This is a genomic window from Exiguobacterium sp. s101 (assembly GCF_018617835.1).
Taxonomy (GTDB): domain Bacteria; phylum Bacillota; class Bacilli; order Exiguobacteriales; family Exiguobacteriaceae; genus Exiguobacterium; species Exiguobacterium marinum.
The window spans coordinates 34,620-51,297 of record NZ_JACSKX010000017.1 but is presented as its reverse complement, the minus strand read 5'-3'; the positions used below and the strand labels follow the sequence as shown (position 1 = coordinate 51,297).

Here is a 16,678-nt window from a genome sequence, read left to right as displayed (position 1 = left end):
CGTCAGACCTGAAAGGCATGACGTTACAGAGCGCAATGAGCATCGTCGCGGTCAATCTGAAGCGAATCATCGCCCTCAGGAAAGAAAAAACAGGATGAGGGCAAAGGGAAAAAGGACGATTGTCCCGACACTAGTCGGTCCAATCGTCCTTTTCTCTGTTCACACTCGGATAGAGCGAAGGTTTTTCAGCGCCCTCACATTTCGTGTCGGCCTTTTTTGCTTCAGTCTTCCATCGTCGATAAGTCACCGGCCTCGAGATTCAACTCCCAAGCTTTCAAGACGCGACGCATAATCTTACCACTCCGCGTTTTTGGCAGCATGTCTTTGAATTCTATTTCGCGTGGTGCCGCGTGAGCAGCCAATCCTTCTTTGACGAATTGCTGAATTTCTTGCTTTAACTCATCCGACGGCTCATAGCCTTTCCGAAGCGCGATGAACGCTTTGATGATTTCACCTCGAATTGGATCTGGTTTTCCGATGACGCCCGCCTCAGCGACAGCCGGATGTTCGACGAGTCGGCTTTCGACTTCAAACGGTCCTACTCGTTCTCCCGCTGTCATGATGACATCGTCGACACGTCCTTGGAACCAGAAGTATCCGTCTTCATCCATGTAAGCCGAGTCACCAGATACGTACCAATCTCCCCAGAAATAGCTCTCATACTTCGCATCGTTCTTCCAAATCTTCCGCATCATCGATGGCCAAGGTGTCTTGAGTGCCAAGTTCCCCATTCGATGCGGCGGGAGCGGTTTGCCACGGTCGTCCAAAATAGCAGCTTCGCATCCAGGAATCGGTTTCCCCATCGACCCTGGTTTGATATCCATTGTCGGGTAGTTACAAATCATCATCCCACCCGTTTCCGTCATCCACCACGTGTCATGGATTCGAAGGTCAAACGCCTCGTAACCCCAGCGAATCACTTCAGGGTTCAACGGCTCACCAACCGATAAAATGTGTCGTAAGGAAGACAGGTCATATTTCTCAAACGCTTCGTTCCCGGCACCCATGAGCATTCGGAACGCTGTCGGTGCACTATACCACACTGTCACGCCGAATCGTTCAATAACCGAGTACCAAAACTCTGGATTGAAGCGTCCGCCGACGATGACGTTCGTCGCGCTATTCAAGAACGGTGCAAAAATCCCATAACTCGTCCCAGTCACCCACCCCGGGTCAGCTGTACACCAGTAAACATCGTCAGGTTGAATGTCGAGTACCCATTTGCCTGTCATCATATGTTGGATCATGGCGTTGTGGACGTGGAGAACACCTTTCGGCTTCCCAGTCGAACCAGAGGTATAGTGTAAAATTAAACCATCCTCACGATCGACCCACGTCAACTCTAAATCTGTTGTCGCATCGTTCGCGAGTTTACGGTAATCGAGTGCTTTTCCCGATTCCTCGACATCGTCACCGACGAGTAAAATCGTCTCAAGATGTGGCAATTGGTCGACTGGGACACGTGGCAATAGTTCTTTCGTCGTTACAATCACTTTCGCTTCCGAGTCGAGTAACCGGTCGTGAACCGCCTGTTCCATGAATGCCTCAAACAGTGGTCCTACGATGGCTCCGAGTTTGATTGCTCCGAGTAAAATAAAATAAAGTTCTGGCTGACGTGGCATAAAGATAAAGACGCGGTCGCCTTTCTCCACACCAATCGACTTCAGAACATTACCAGAACGATTACTCTCTCTCTTCATATCCGCATACGTGTAGCGCTCTTCCCGACCCCCATCGAAATAAAGCAATGCCACTTTTGTCGCCAATTCACTCTCTGCATGGCGATCGATTGCTTCGTATGCCAAATTGACTTTCCCCGTCAAATTCCAAGAAAATAATGTTTCTGCTTGTGTCCATTCAAACGACTGACAAGCCTCTTCATACGACGCTAATTGATGCTCCCCTGTTAACGCTTTCAATTTTTCCATCGTTAAAGATTCGCCTCCCCTGTAAAGATTGGTATAACCACTTTCAGTATAGTGTTAAAATTATGACAAATCAACGAATTTCCAAATTCATCAAAACGGGTGATTCATACGCAATGAAAGCGCTATAATATAAGATGGAAAAGGTGGTGACCTAATGGAAAAACAATATCACTCAAAACTGTGGCAGACCTCACAAGGCGAAGTGACGATTGACGGTCCGGTGGCAGCTGATGTGTTGCAGACGTATCGTCTCGATGAAGGATTAACAGCTTTTCGCGAACCGGAAGATCAGCACGAAGCGCTTGTCGGTATTGCTGACTTAAAAGAGGGACGCATCATTGTCGCTCGACAAAATGACCTCGTCATCGGCTACGTGACATTTCTCTATCCTGACCCGTACGAGCGTTGGAGTGAAGGAAACGACCCGTATATCCTTGAACTCGGTGCGATTGAGGTGAGCCCACGCTTTCGTGGTCAACGGATTGGCAAGCAATTACTTGAAGTATCTATGATGGACCCGCATATGGATGATTTCTTAATTTTAACGACTGAATATTATTGGCATTGGGATCTAAAGGGCAGTGGACTTTCGATTTGGGATTATCGAAAAGTCATGGAGAAAATGATGAACCATGGCGGACTCGTATTCTTCCCTACAGACGACCCTGAAATCGCCTCTCACCCTGCCAACTGCTTAATGGCACGAATCGGGAAGAACGTGAGACAAGAATCAATCGATCATTTTGATTCGCTTCGGCTACGCCGACGATTCATGTACGACTAAGGAGGGGATTTCATGTTAATCGAACAGATGATGAATCGACATGTCGTGACGATTCAACCGACTAATACAATTGCTCACGCCGCTAAACTGATGCGGGAACATCGTGTCAGACATTTGATTGTGACAAATCCGGCAAGACGAGTAGTCGGAATTGTTGGACAATTCGAGATGAGCGGGGCGACGAGTGTATTTCATCCAGAAAGTGAAAATGCCGACTTTCAAAATCCGATATCGAGCATCATGCGCTCCGAGGTTCCTACAGCACATCCTTTCGATTTTTTTGAAGATGCAGCTGCCTTATTTTACGAAAATCGACTAACTTGTCTTCCGATTGTCGAACAAGGAAAACTCGTCGGAGTGCTGACCGAGACAGATTTATTACGTTATTTCGTACAATTGACTGGTGCACTCGAACCGAGCTCACAAATCGAAATCTTGGTTGAGAACACGACCGGCACGCTCGAAAAAGTGACCCGACTACTCGCCAAGACAAACGTCAACATCATTAACGTTTTCGTCCACCCCACGAGTGATCCCTATAAACGGATTGTCTCTTTCCGCATCCAGACGATGAATCCATTACGCATCATTGAACGCTTGAAACGAGAAGGTTATGAAGTACTCGGACCGGAGATGTCGCGATGAGACCGATTTACATATTCGGAGAAGACGAAACATCCTATCGTTTTCACGAGGATCATCCGTTCAATCCATTACGACTTGAATTGACAACATCTCTTCTGCTTGCTTCTGGGAAGCTCTCAAAATCAGAGTGTGTCAATCCCCCAATCGCTTCGGTCGAAGAGTTAGCACTTGTTCATGATTTAGACTACATTGAAGCTGTTCAAACAGCAGCAGCCGGGGAACTTTCATCCTTGAAAGCGAATAAGTTTGGTCTCGGAACGGAAGATACACCAATCTTCCCAACGATTCATGAAGGGGCCGCTCGTCTAGTCGGAGGGACGATTCATGCACTCGACCTCGTGGCGAGCGGAAAAAGAGAGCGCGCCTTTCATGTCGGAGGCGGATTACATCACGGTATGCGGCGTAAAGCTTCCGGGTTTTGCGTCTATAACGACGCCGCTATCGCCATTGCGCATGTCAGGAAACAATATGGGTCACGCGTTCTCTATGTTGATACGGATGCGCATCATGGAGACGGGGTCCAGTGGCTCTTTTATGACGATGATGATGTGATGACGTTATCCATTCATGAGACGGGGCGCTACCTCTTTCCAGGTACCGGAACTGTGACGGAACGAGGGAACGGGAAAGGGTACGGCTATAGTTGGAACGTACCGGTCGATGCATTCACAGAAGACGACTCATTTTTAAAATGCTATGAGACCGTCTTACGAGAGGCATGCGAATGGTTCAAACCGGATATCATTCTGACCCAAAATGGCGCGGATGCTCATGCCTTTGACCCTCTTACGCATTTGGCATCAACGATTCGAACGTTCGAACAAATTCCACAAATCGCTTCTCGTATGGCAGACGAATATACAGATGGGCGCCTCGTCGCGCTCGGTGGTGGCGGATACGACTGGTATCGTGCCGTACCGCGCGCCTGGGCTCAAGTATGGGCCGGATTGACGAGAGAGGCACCATATACTGGAGAACTTCCTGATGAATGGATTGAACATTGGTCAGGTGTTGCCGGTCAACCCTTGCCCTCGCGGTGGGACGATTCACTTTACGCGTTCGACCATATCCCGAGACGGCAACAAATCGAAGAGAAAAATTGGGAAGTCACAAAACGTGCGTTTTGGCCATTCATTTCGAATGACCGCAAATCTATTTATTTATGAAAAGAGCCTCCCCAATCATCACGTGATGATTGGGGAGGCTCTCTGTTAGTCTTGGCGAAGCGAGTCACGGCGTTCGATTCGGTGAGGGAGAACGACGTTTTTCTCCTCAATCTCTTCCGCATTTAAAATTTTCGTCAAGAGACGCATCGCTACAGCTCCGATATCATACATCGGTTGTACGACTGTCGTTAACTTCGGACGAATCATGGTCGCAAGGCGCGTGTTATCGTGACCAACGACTTCAAAGTCGTTCGGAACCGAGTAGCCGGCATCTTGAATCGCATGGATGACTCCAAGAGCCATCTCGTCTGTCCCGGCAAAAATCGCCTTCGGGCAATCATCGCGCTGCAACATTTTTTGCATCACTTCAAGTCCTGATGCGTATGTGTAATTCCCAAGAATCATATCATTCTCATGGAATGGAAGACCCTCATCTTCAAGCGCACGACGGTACCCGGCAAATTTCTTTTCGCCATTGATTTGTTGCTCAAGCGGTCCCGTAATGAATCCGACACGATCATGTCCGTGGTTAATTAACATTTGGGTTGCATCATATGCGGCCTGCTCATAATCGATGTTGACCGCAGGAAGGTCATATCCTTGATTTAACGTCGCTGCGAGAACAATTGGGACCGGTGATTTTTTGAACTCTTCAACGAGGTCCTCGTGCAAACGCCCACCCATGAAGATGATGCCGTCGACTTGCTTCCCTAACAACGTGTTCAGTAAATGAATTTCCTTGTCACGACTTGAATCCGAGTTACCAAGGATGATGTTGTATTTATACATCGTTGCAACATCTTCAATCCCTCGTGCCAAATCGGCAAAGAAAATATTCGAAATGTCCGGTACGATGACACCGACCGTTGTGGTTTTCTTACTCGCAAGTCCACGCGCGACAGCATTCGGACGATATCCGAGACGATCGATTGCATCTTGTACCTTCTTGCGTGTCGTTGGTTTGACATTCGGGTTTCCGTTGACGACACGTGAGACGGTGGCCATCGACACCCCGGCTTCTCGTGCAACATCATAAATTGTTACGTTATTACTATTCATAAATTACTCCTCCTACAAGTCCTGATTTTCAAAAAGTTTTCATAAAACATCTTAAAAAAGGAAGACAGGTATCTGTCATCAGTTTACCCTGTCTTCATGCGATATAAAACGTTTCCATTTGGAAAGCTTACTTTTTCACCAAATCAAGTTGAGGAAACTGGACAGTCAATCCTTCCACAAATTGATCAAATTGATCGAAGTCCAATTGTTGTTGCGCATCCGATAACGCAATCGCAGGATTTGGGTGTACCTCTACCATCACACCGTCTGCCCCGATGGCAAGTGCTGCTTTTGCAGCCGGCAACAACAAATCACGACGACCTGTTGAATGCGTCACATCTACCATGACAGGTAAATGCGTCTCTTGTTTCAAAATCGGTACCGCGGTAATGTCTAACGTATTGCGAGTAGCGCGCTCATACGTTCGAATGCCCCGCTCGCACAAGATGACCTGACTGTTTCCACTAGACATAATGTACTCTGCCGCGTAAATGAACTCTTCGATTGTAGCGGATAATCCACGCTTCAACAAGACTGGTTTGTCCGTCTTCCCGACTTCTTTTAGCAAATCGAAATTTTGCATGTTCCGCGCGCCGACTTGAATGATGTCGACATAGGGCAATGCTGATTCAACCGCACCTGGTGTCATAATTTCTGTGATCACTCGTAAATCATGTCGGTCAGCCGCTGTCTTCAACAATTTCAACCCTTCAAAACCCAATCCTTGGAAGTCGTACGGTGAAGTTCGAGGTTTATAAGCACCACCCCGCATCACCTTCACTCCGGACAACGCGAGCTTCTCAGCGACCGCATTCACTTGTTCAAATGATTCAACAGCACAAGGCCCCGCAATTAACTGTGGACGCCCGTTCCCAATGGTCACGTCCTTCACATGGACCAACGTATCTTCCGGTTGACGTTTACGAGAAACGAGTAACGTTTTGTCACGATCTTCACCTTGTAATTCAGCAGACGCTTTGAATACTTCTTTAAAAATATGTTGGAGACGTGACGTTTCAAACGGTCCTTGGTTGGAAGAAGCAATGAAATCAAGCATCTCACGTTCCCGGACCGGGTCATATCGTTCAACGCCTTGAAGACGTTTAATTTTTCCGATTTCTACGGCAAGTGCACCACGCCGACTAAGCAAGTCGAGCATTTCATGGTTCAATTCATCCATTTCTCGACGTAATCGATTCAACTGATCTTGTGGACTCATATTTCCCCTCTCATTCCTAAGCCGTTCTTTCCAGATTCCTAATTATATCGAACTTTGTGCGCTTTGTCATAAGGAAACGTTTTACGTCACAAAATCACCAAAAAAGGACCGAACGCATTCGGCCCTTACGTGTCACTCTTCTTTTTTGAGGTCTTTCTTCAAATCAGCAAGTTCTTCTTTTGACTCATCGTCAAGCAACTCCCTGACCGGCGCTTCAAGAGAATCGTCTGATGCAGATTCATCTGATGTGTTCGTCGTCTCTTCCTCGGTCGCGCGGTCCATCTGTTCTTTCACTTCTGATTCCGCTTCTGCGACGAGTTGATCCGCTTTTTCCATCGCCTCTTCAATCGAAAGGTCTTCCTCATTCATTTGTTGCTTTAGTTCGGCTGCTTCACGTGCCTTATCTTTTACGATATTAAGGACTGGTGCCGCCTTGTCACTAGCTACTTTGATCCATTCCCCAACGACCGGCTCTGCTTTTTCACGCATCTCTTTCGATTTGACAGTCAACCTTTCGCGTGATGTCGACGTCTTTTCGTCAAGGTACGTTCTTACTTCTCGCCCGCTTTTCGGTGAAGTCAATAAAGCGACTGCAGCCCCGACAATCCCTCCGAGAATGACACCCGTCAAAAATCCACCGCTTGAATGATTCTGTTCTGTTGGTTGCTTTTGGTCTATCATGTGTGAGTTCCTCCCTGATGTTTATTTAATCGTATCATCTGTATTAATCATATCAGGTGATACAGGTGTTTCTTCTTTCTTTTCACGACGTGTACGACGTCGTGGACGTTCTTTTGAAGTTGACGATTCCGGTTTATTCTTTTTAAATAGTTCAACCGCAACCGATCCCCATCGAACGGCTTGAGCAATCTGCTCCTTATTTTCGTCAGCTGCCGAGTGAACAGAAGTCGACACGGTACGAACTGACTCAGTTACCTCGTTCAGTGATGTCCCTAGTTCGTCAAGAGCGTGGGCAACAGGAGCGAGCAATTCAGTCTTCTCTTCCACATTATCCACGAGACGGTTCGTCTTATGTAAGAGCGCCGTCACTTCCATCGTGATTCCATCGAGCTGGCGTTCTAAATTTTCGGTCGTATTGGCGACGCTTCCAAGGGTACGGTTTACATTTGATAAAACACGCGCCAAGAAAATAACGAGTACGACAAATGCGAGTGCCGCAATTAGGCCAGCAATGCCTCCTAATGTGATTTCCATTCAATTCATTCCTCCTATTCAATCGTTTCTTGTTTCATTATAGCACCATTATGACTGAAAAGATTTGCTACAACCGTTTTCGCCATTCGGTCTGATTATTCCTTTACCCGTTTTTACGTTTTCGATTACACTAAAATAGAAATTCATAAAAATAATTAGGGGTGATCGTGTGAGAGATCCAAGAATTACACAATTAGCGGACGGTTTAATCAATTATTCTGTCCAGCTTCAGCAGGGTGAAAAGGTACTGATCGAGAATTTCGGAGTGGAGGAGTCGCTTGTTGAGGCGCTCGTCGAAAAAGCTTATGAAGCAGGAGGACATCCGTTCGTCTTGTTGAAAGAGAGCCGTATCTTACGTAAGTTATATACGGGCGCAAGCCGAGAGCAACTCGAACTTATGGCCGACATCGAGCGTAAACAGATGCAGGCAATGGATGCCTATATCGGCTTACGTGCTGGTGATAACATCAACGAACTCTCTGACGTGCCGAGTGAGCAACAAAAACTCGTTGGTGCCACACTCGGGAAAATGCATACCGAAGACCGCGTCAAAGGAACAAAATGGGTCGTGTTACGCTATCCATCCCCATCAATGGCACAACTTGCAGGAAAATCGACGGAAGCGTTCGAGGACTTCTATTTTAATGTGTGTACATTAGATTACGGAAAAATGGACCGAGCGATGGATGCATTGGTCGAGTTGATGAACAAGACAGACCGCGTCACGTTAATTGGACCTGGTACAGACCTTTCATTCTCAATCCAAGACATCCCCGCCATCAAGTGTTCTGGCCAAATGAACATCCCTGACGGTGAAGTATTCACGGCTCCGGTAAAAGATTCGGTTAACGGGGTCATTACTTATAACACACCATCTCCATATCAAGGATTCACGTTTGAAAATGTGAAACTGACATTCAAAGATGGTAAGATTGTGGATGCGACAGCCAATAACACAGAACGCATCAACGAAGTGTTCAACACAGATGAAGGCGCTCGTTATGTCGGTGAGTTCGCAATCGGTGTGAACCCATACATCCAGCACCCGATGAAAGATATTTTATTCGATGAGAAAATTGACGGAAGCTTCCACTTCACCCCAGGTCAAGCGTACGATGATGCCTATAACGGCAACAACTCGTCCGTCCACTGGGACCTTGTCAACATCCAGCGCCCAGATTATGGCGGCGGTGAAATTTGGTTCGACGATCAACTCATTCGGAAAGACGGTCGCTTCGTCATCGATGCTTTACTTCCACTGAATCCAGAAAACTTAAAATAAAAAAATGGTGTGCCTAACGTAGGCGCACCATTTTTATGTTACAGCTTCGTTTTTTTGCCGAGTGCGGCAGACATCATCCAAATCTCTTTTTCGAGTCGTTCAATATGAGAAACGAATGTATCTTCAATCGCTTCATCTCCATCTTCAAATTTCTCCATCGAATCCTGCATCTCTTGACGGATTTGTTTGAAGTCGTTGATGATGTCTTTGATCATCTGTTCTGTTTCAGCGTGACGATCGCCCTCTTTTAGCGTTGAGTGTTCTAAATACTCTTTCATCGTCGCAAACGGTTCCCCGTCGTTCATGAGAAGTCGCTCTGCTACGTCATCGTAAAGCTCTGCCACTAGGTTGTAGAGCTCTTCTAGTTTCTCATGATACGTAAAGAAGTGAGGACCATTGATATACCAATGATAATTATGGAGCTTCACAAATAACAGCCCATAGTTCGCCACTTCTTTGTTTAACGTATTGAGTGCACCTTGACTAGCCATTCAAAACATCTCCTTTGCATAATTCAATCGATACTACTATTACCGAGATTTTGAATAGCTAAACATAAAAAAGGAGAAACATTCGTCTCCCCCTCAATCTCATGCTTCAAGTTTCACAACTTCTTCATATTCACGTTGATACGTTTGAATGTCGCCCGCACCCATGAATAGTAGCACTGCTTCATTATGATCACGTAAGACGCTCGTTCCGCCACGCTTTAAAATATGTGCACCCTCGATTCGTGACTGAAGGTCCTCGATTGTGACGGTTCCTTCTTGTTCACGTGCTGAACCGAAAATATCACAAAGATATACTGTATCTGCTTCAGCCAATGCCGTTGCAAAATCATCCATGAATGATTTTAAGCGCGTGTACGTATGCGGTTGGAAAATCGCCACGACTTCTCGTTCCCCATACTTTTTGCGTGCTGCTTCAATCGTCGCACTAATTTCACGCGGATGATGCGCATAGTCATCGACGAGCACTTGATCATTCAACACCGATTCACTAAACCGACGTTTCACACCGTTGAATGTTTCAAGGCGCTCTTTCACTAACTCTTTCGATAAGTTCTCATAGTCACATGTCGCAATGACTGCAAGTGCATTCAGCACACTATGATCTCCGTATCCAGGAATGCGGAACGTCCCATAAAAATCATCGCGTAAGAAGACATCAAATGTTGTTCCGTTTTCAGTCGAATCAACATTTTCTACACGAAAATCGTTATGATCCCCAAATCCATAATAGACGAGTGGAACGTTTGCTTGAATTTGTTGAAGATTCTCGTCATCACCACAGGCAATGATTCCTTTCTTCACTTGCTTCGCCATTTCTTGGAACGCATCGATGACATCGTTTAGACCAGAAAAATAGTCCGAATGATCAAAGTCGATATTCGTCATAATGGCATAGTCTGGACGATAGTATAAGAAATGACGCTTATATTCACAAGCTTCGAATACAAAATTCTTTGAACCTGCAACACCTTCGCCCGTTCCGTCACCGATTAAAAATGATGTCGGCTCGATGCCACGCATTACGTGTGCGAGTAAACCGGTTGTTGACGTTTTACCGTGCGATCCTGTAATCGCCACACTTGTATAATGGTCAGCGAGTTCACCTAAAAATTCATAATACTTATAAATCGTCAAGCCAAGTTCGCGTGCTCGGACGATTTCTGGGTGATCATCACTGAACGCATTTCCTTGTACGATGATTTGGTCTTCAGAAATATTTTCAGGATCGAATGGCAAAATTTCAATCCCTTTTCGTTTCAATGCTTCTTCTGTAAAAAATGCTTTTTCAACGTCCGATCCACGGACTTCATTGTTCATATCAAATAAAATTTGAGCTAAAGGACTCATGCCCGTTCCTTTAATTCCGACGAAGTGATAACGGTTCATCTGTAAATAGCCCCCCTAATTCATTGCGGCTCGTCAAAATGCGACAAACCTTTGTCATTATAGCAAAACTCATGAAGTCATGCTATTACAGATTATTGTTTTTTTGTGCAAGTCGTCGGTTACGATACATGGCCATGCGATCTTTTGGCGTCATCATTACATTTACAGGGGGTTGATCAGCTTTGAACGATACTTGAACTGCAGGTGTCAAATCTGTATTCGTTGGTAGTTCTTGTTGCTCAGATGGTGTTTGTAATCTCTCTGCAATCTGTTCAATTGATGGTCCGACCTTCTCTGCAGAGCCGTCGATATTTAAATTGTCATGTGTTGCAACATCATGTAAAACTTCCACGATTGTTTCTTTATTCGAATGGGATAAATCTGTTGATTGCATAAAGACTGAAGAAAAACCGTTATCCGTTATAGAGACTTCACCAAGTATTGATTTTTCTTCAACAATCATTTCCTCGGAAATCGATTCGGTCTGTTCTTCACTCAAGTGATGCTCAACTTTAGACTCACACGCTACATCCCGGGTCGAATCTGCTGATTGTGATGGCTCGGATTCCATAATCGTCTCAATCGCCTCTCTCGTCTCAGGAGAATGTTCGGCTGGAAGTACAATCTTCGGCTTTGGGCGCGCATACCCGTAAATTGGCGATGGGACGTCTGTGGGGACAAGTTCATCGGTGACCTCTACCTTAGGTGGATGAGATACTGTCTGTCCTTCTTTCGATAGCTCTCTTTTAATTCGTTCTGCTTGTCGTTTCATTGAACGTTCATATGCATCCATACTTGATTCCTCGCTTTTTCGCTCAATCCATATTTAACAAAAAATCGGTCGAGTTTAGCGACCGATTTCAAATGCTGTACCTACTTCATATTCGTCATCTAACACTAAAATTCCTTTTTCCTGTGGAGGATTCGGAAGGTTTAATTCACGGGCAGAACAAATCATCCCGTGCGAACTCTCTCCACGGAGTGCGGATGGTCGGATAATTAACCCTGTCGGCATGACTGCACCGGGTTTCGCTACGACCACTTTCTGTCCTATCGCTACATTCGGTGCACCACACACGATTTGCACAGTGCCCTGATCGATTTGTACTTGGCATATCGATAATTTGTCGGCATCCGGATGCTTTTCCGCGCTTTCGACATAGCCTATGACGAACTTAGGTGTCACATCTACCCAAGAGAAGTCCTCCTCGATGCCATTATCGCTCAAGACGGCACGCAATTGTTCAACCAATTCGGCTGTCAAATCAACCGGACCATTCCACTCCGAGACGTCAAAATGTTGACTTGCTTCGAATAGATTATACCCATTTACTTCTCCGTCTACGGATTTGATAATGGCGACATCTCTCACCCGCTCGACAGATTGATGGTGGCGTTCTCCTTCTTTTAACAACACCATGAGTACATCGCCGATTCCTTCTCGGTTATAAAACACATTCATTTGCATACGTTCATACGTCCCTTCTTTCAAACTCATCTCACTTATTTTATCAGATTATGTGTTCGATGGCGGGGTCTTTTTTCCGACAATAAAAATCGGTTCAAGTTGCCCTGCTTCATAATGAAAGGCAAGTGCAGTCACTGGGATACGACCATTTGTGAAGAAATCAAACATCAGTTGTTGCATCGCATCATATCCTTGATCATTTCGTATATCCGCTATGATCATCACATCTTGGTGCGGAACACCAACGAGCATATCCCCTTCAACCCGACGCTCCATCATCCGAAGAAAGTCATCATTTAAAATACGAGACGCTTCGTACCCATCTCGGGTAGAAAGAAAGTAGAATGGATTACCTGCGACCTCATCTTGCTTCATCTCAGTCGGCAATTTTTTAATATTCTCTCGAGCTGTTCGTTCAATTAATGAGGCGTCCAAATCTTCCGAAAGGTGCCTTTCTTCAATCAATCGATAGCCGTTCCCTCGATCCAACGCATAGAAGATAGCAGTTTCTGCCGTATGCGGAGTGAACACAAGAGACTCTCCATTTTTTGTGGTTTTCGCGAACGAGTTCGAACGAATAACTGGATAAATAACATCCATATTTCCTGAGAGTGAGATTTGATCATCTGCCTTCATCGCCGATTCGATATATTCGATTACCTCATCGACCGCCACTTTTCCACGAGTTTTTGCTTTTGCCACAATTGGTGCGAGACGAATATTCACACCGAAGCGATCTGACCTTCTTTCGACGCGCAACACTTCATTCTCACGGTCATAAGAAGTACGATAATCCGCTTTGAAGTTTAATTCTAAATAACGTCTCAACTCATTCCGTTCCATATATCCTCACCCTAACCCGTTCAAGAAATCTTCGACCTGTTCGGGTGTCTTTCGTTCTCGACCGACATATCGATCGATTTCTTTGCCGTTCTGAAACGCAACAAAGCTTGGGATCCCGAAAATATCAAGTTCTTGCGCAAGTTCCATAAACTCGTCACGGTCTACATAATAAAACGTCCATGTCTCGAACTTTTTCTCGATGTCTGGCATGAATGGGTCGAGGAATCGGCAATCCCCACACCATTTTGCTGAGAACATGAAAATGCTTTTCGATTCTTTTGCTTCCATATATTCTGTCGTTGTTGATAATTGTTTCATAATTGACCACTCCTGTCCGTGTTTTCCTCACTTATAATAGCATAAGTCAAGTCGCACATTCTGCTCTCCTGTTTGTTATAATCAAAACCGAAACTAGTTGAAACAGGTGAAATCAAATGAAGTTAACGCGTACAAAATTAAATCCTGAAATGAAACACCCCCTTGAACAAATGGTCGGTGTTTTCGGAATGCTTGCCATTTTGCGATACGGATATTTATTTATTGACACCGATAAAACGAGATTGGAAATTTTAATTTGGCTCGTTGCCGGGTTCGCCATCATTTATGTTCTCGAAAAATGGTTAAAACAACTGGTCCGACGTTTGCCAATCGTACGAAAACGTTTTCTACTTCCAATCTACGTGATTGTCCTCACGCTATTCCTTATTAGCTTTCGTGTCCCTCGGGAAACGGTAGAGTCGGTTAAAATGTGGTTCGGGATTGGATGAAAAAAGAGCATCGTTTCGTTGAAACGATGCTCTTTTTTAATAATCAATCTTTAAATCATTCGGTTGAATTCTTCCGGTCCTCCGCAATACTGCATAGATCGCGTAACTCAACAAGGCTGGTCCGACAATTAAGAAACCAAGAACGACAATCAACGTGTACCAACTAAACCCCATCGTTTCGAGCATGACGATTGGACCTACGAGTCCACTTGTTCCCATGCCTGCCCCTGCAGCTACACTTTCCAATTCAAATAACAGAATCGCGATGGGTGCCAGTACAGCCCCGGCTAATGTTGGGGGAAGAAGAATCCAAGGGTTTTTCACGATGTTCCCAACTTGAAGCATCGAGGTTCCAATCCCTTGAGCAAGTGCTCCACCAACTCCATTATCTCGATAACTCGTGATGGCAAATCCAATCATTTGAGCGGCACAGCCAACTGTCGCAGCACCCGCTGCAACGCCATTTAAACCGAGCATCAGTGCGATGGCTGCACTTGAAATCGGGGCGGTCAAGGCTACCCCCATCAATGTTGCTACAACGATACCCATGAATAACGGTTGCTGCTCCGTTCCCCATTCAATCCAACTTCCGAGCTGTGTCATGAACATTCCGACATATTTCCCAATGTACGTCGCGGTGAAGAATCCGACTGCAATTGTCGTAAACGGCGTCACTAAAATATCCAACTTCGTTGATTTTGAAACGAGTTTTGAAGATTCGACGGCTAGAATTGTGGCGACGTAACTACCCGCAGGTCCAAATTCATATCCGAACGCTCCAACGACGAGAGCTGAAAATAGAATAAGCGGTGGTGCCTCAAGAGCATACGCAATCGCAATCCCGATGGCCGGACCTGTCAGACTCATAGCCACCTCACCTATTTGTATAAATGTGCCGCTCACTCCTGCGAGTGCAGTACCATCGAGTTGACCCCCGATCGTCTTCATGATCAGACCGATAATCAACGTACTGAATAAACCAAGTGCCATATAACTTAGTGCCGTCACAAAATAGAGAGACGGGCTGAGTGAAATTCCTTTTTTCTTTAACACGGGACATCCTCCTTACACTTTTACAGGTGTCTTGTCATAAGTAAAAATAATGTATAAACACCTCTATTAGTATAAAGTTTTTACCTGAAATAGCAAGAACAGCCGTATAAAAAAAACCGTTCACTCAAAATCATGAGTGAACGCACGTGCACTTAGCGAGACGGACGGAGCGTTTCGAGCGTCGAACGGTCAAGTCGTTTGACCAACGCTTTCAGTAACGCTTTCGCTGCATCGTAGTCATCTGTATGAAGAATAGAGGCATGTGTATGAATATAACGTGATGCGACACCGATCACGGCTGTCGGTACACCTTCACCGCTCATGTGCACACGACCCGCATCGGTACCACCTGGAGAGACAAAATACTGTGTCTTGATGTTTTCGTCTGAGGCAGTATCGAGCAAGAAGTCACGCATTTCGGGTGACATGACCATGACCCGATCTAAGATTCGAATCAAGGCACCCTCACCGAGCTGCCCAAACTCCGTCTTGCTTCCCGATGCATCGTTCGCCGGTGATGCGTCAAGAACGAGTGCCACATCCGGCTCTATCAATTCAGATGCCGTTTGCGCTCCACGCAATCCCACTTCTTCCTGTACCGTGGCCCCAGAGAACAAAATGTTTGGATGATCGACTTTTGTCGTTTCTTCTAGTAGTTCGACAGCAAGACCAACACCATAACGGTTATCCCATGCTTTCGCCATAATTTTTTTAGGGTGATGAAGTGGTGTGAACGCGCTCGTCGGCACCGCAGGAACACCCGGACGTACTCCCCAAGACTCTGCTTCCTCTTTTGAATCCGCCCCGATATCGATAAACATCTGCTTGATGTCCATCGGCTTACTCATCGCATCTGGACCTAATAAATGAGGCGGTGTCGAAGCGACGACACCCGGAATTTTACCGTTTGATGTGATGATATCAAACCGTTGTGCCATAAGCACTTGACTCCACCATCCACCGAGCGGTTGTATGTAAAGCATTCCGTTTTCAGTGATGCGCGTCACCATGAAGGCAACCTCATCCATGTGACCCGCTACCATGACTTTCGGGCCTGTCTCGTCTCCAACACGCTTCCCAAAAATCGACCCGATGCCATCCGTTACAATTTCATCCGAATATGGTTCGATCCGTTCACGTACAAACTGACGGACTTCTGACTCAAACCCCGGTGCACCTGGTAATTCTGTTAACGTCTTAAATAAATCTCTCGTCTTCTGATCCATCTTTTATCATCCTTTCCTAACCGTTCTTGTCTCATTATATACAAAAGTTTTGATAGGATGCGAATGCTTTTCATTCCATTCGGGTACAGGTTTTGGTACGATGTACATGATAGCCATAGTTCAAG

18 protein-coding genes are annotated in these 16,678 nt (G+C 45.7%); 5 read left to right on the top strand and 13 right to left on the bottom strand.

The features are described 5' to 3' along the window. Window positions 1-221: 221 nt before the first annotated feature. Window positions 222-1,928, bottom strand: a complete 1,707-nt coding sequence (gene acsA, locus KNO76_RS12695; protein WP_214885790.1) for an acetate--CoA ligase — start codon at window positions 1,926-1,928, stop codon at window positions 222-224. A gap of 154 nt (window positions 1,929-2,082) precedes the next feature. On the opposite strand from acsA, the gene KNO76_RS12690 reads away from it, so the two are divergent. The 3 genes from KNO76_RS12690 to KNO76_RS12680 are packed head-to-tail and all read left to right on the top strand — an operon-like array spanning window position 2,083 to window position 4,523. Further along, window positions 2,083-2,712, top strand: coding sequence for a GNAT family N-acetyltransferase (locus KNO76_RS12690; protein ID WP_026825580.1), 630 nt, complete (start codon window positions 2,083-2,085; stop codon window positions 2,710-2,712). A 12-nt stretch (window positions 2,713-2,724) separates the two neighbouring features. Further along, window positions 2,725-3,357, top strand: coding sequence for an acetoin utilization AcuB family protein (locus KNO76_RS12685; RefSeq protein WP_214885788.1), 633 nt, complete (start codon window positions 2,725-2,727; stop codon window positions 3,355-3,357). Next, the gene (locus tag KNO76_RS12680; RefSeq protein ID WP_214885787.1) at window positions 3,354-4,523 is read left to right on the top strand and encodes an acetoin utilization protein AcuC; all 1,170 of its coding nucleotides are present in this window, start codon (window positions 3,354-3,356) and stop codon (window positions 4,521-4,523) included. The genes KNO76_RS12685 and KNO76_RS12680 overlap by 4 nt, the downstream gene beginning before the upstream one ends. A gap of 45 nt (window positions 4,524-4,568) precedes the next feature. On the opposite strand, the gene ccpA is transcribed toward KNO76_RS12680, so the two are convergent. The 4 genes from ccpA to KNO76_RS12660 all read right to left on the bottom strand — a co-directional run bounded on the left by ccpA (window position 4,569) and on the right by KNO76_RS12660 (window position 8,016). Beyond that, entirely contained in the window at window positions 4,569-5,582 is a 1,014-nt protein-coding gene (gene ccpA / locus KNO76_RS12675) for a catabolite control protein A (protein WP_214885786.1), read from the bottom strand. A 127-nt stretch (window positions 5,583-5,709) separates the two neighbouring features. Then, window positions 5,710-6,801, bottom strand: coding sequence for a bifunctional 3-deoxy-7-phosphoheptulonate synthase/chorismate mutase (locus tag KNO76_RS12670; RefSeq protein ID WP_026825576.1), 1,092 nt, complete (start codon window positions 6,799-6,801; stop codon window positions 5,710-5,712). A 132-nt stretch (window positions 6,802-6,933) separates the two neighbouring features. After that, complete coding sequence (locus tag KNO76_RS12665; RefSeq protein WP_214703498.1) at window positions 6,934-7,482, bottom strand: YtxH domain-containing protein; 549 nt, start codon at window positions 7,480-7,482, stop codon at window positions 6,934-6,936. A 21-nt stretch (window positions 7,483-7,503) separates the two neighbouring features. After that, entirely contained in the window at window positions 7,504-8,016 is a 513-nt protein-coding gene (locus tag KNO76_RS12660; RefSeq protein ID WP_026825574.1) for a DUF948 domain-containing protein, read from the bottom strand. Between the two features lie 169 nt (window positions 8,017-8,185). On the opposite strand from KNO76_RS12660, the gene KNO76_RS12655 reads away from it, so the two are divergent. Then, window positions 8,186-9,298, top strand: a complete 1,113-nt coding sequence (locus KNO76_RS12655; RefSeq protein WP_214885785.1) for an aminopeptidase — start codon at window positions 8,186-8,188, stop codon at window positions 9,296-9,298. A 38-nt stretch (window positions 9,299-9,336) separates the two neighbouring features. On the opposite strand, the gene KNO76_RS12650 is transcribed toward KNO76_RS12655, so the two are convergent. From KNO76_RS12650 to KNO76_RS12625, 6 genes are all read right to left on the bottom strand, one after another. Beyond that, on the bottom strand, window positions 9,337-9,789 hold the full coding sequence (locus KNO76_RS12650; RefSeq protein ID WP_026825572.1) for a Dps family protein: 453 nt from the start codon (window positions 9,787-9,789) through the stop codon (window positions 9,337-9,339). A 99-nt stretch (window positions 9,790-9,888) separates the two neighbouring features. Continuing rightward, window positions 9,889-11,196, bottom strand: a complete 1,308-nt coding sequence (gene murC, locus KNO76_RS12645; protein WP_026825571.1) for a UDP-N-acetylmuramate--L-alanine ligase — start codon at window positions 11,194-11,196, stop codon at window positions 9,889-9,891. A gap of 85 nt (window positions 11,197-11,281) precedes the next feature. Then, on the bottom strand, window positions 11,282-11,989 hold the full coding sequence (locus tag KNO76_RS12640) for a hypothetical protein (RefSeq protein ID WP_214885784.1): 708 nt from the start codon (window positions 11,987-11,989) through the stop codon (window positions 11,282-11,284). A gap of 54 nt (window positions 11,990-12,043) precedes the next feature. After that, entirely contained in the window at window positions 12,044-12,658 is a 615-nt protein-coding gene (ytpR, locus tag KNO76_RS12635) for a YtpR family tRNA-binding protein (RefSeq protein WP_214885794.1), read from the bottom strand. A gap of 54 nt (window positions 12,659-12,712) precedes the next feature. Beyond that, on the bottom strand, window positions 12,713-13,507 hold the full coding sequence (locus KNO76_RS12630; RefSeq protein WP_214885783.1) for a DUF1444 family protein: 795 nt from the start codon (window positions 13,505-13,507) through the stop codon (window positions 12,713-12,715). A gap of 6 nt (window positions 13,508-13,513) precedes the next feature. Beyond that, window positions 13,514-13,825, bottom strand: a complete 312-nt coding sequence (locus KNO76_RS12625; protein ID WP_214885781.1) for a thioredoxin family protein — start codon at window positions 13,823-13,825, stop codon at window positions 13,514-13,516. A gap of 116 nt (window positions 13,826-13,941) precedes the next feature. Between KNO76_RS12625 and KNO76_RS12620 the strand changes: the two genes are divergently transcribed. Next, window positions 13,942-14,274 carry a hypothetical protein gene (locus KNO76_RS12620; protein ID WP_214885779.1) on the top strand — a complete coding sequence of 111 codons (333 nt, stop codon included), beginning with the start codon at window positions 13,942-13,944 and terminating at the stop codon, window positions 14,272-14,274. Window positions 14,275-14,310: 36 nt separating this feature from the next. On the opposite strand, the gene KNO76_RS12615 is transcribed toward KNO76_RS12620, so the two are convergent. Next, on the bottom strand, window positions 14,311-15,327 hold the full coding sequence (locus tag KNO76_RS12615; protein WP_214703491.1) for a PTS sugar transporter subunit IIC: 1,017 nt from the start codon (window positions 15,325-15,327) through the stop codon (window positions 14,311-14,313). Between the two features lie 152 nt (window positions 15,328-15,479). After that, the gene (locus KNO76_RS12610) at window positions 15,480-16,553 is read right to left on the bottom strand and encodes a M42 family metallopeptidase (protein WP_214885777.1); all 1,074 of its coding nucleotides are present in this window, start codon (window positions 16,551-16,553) and stop codon (window positions 15,480-15,482) included. Window positions 16,554-16,678: the final 125 nt, after the last annotated feature.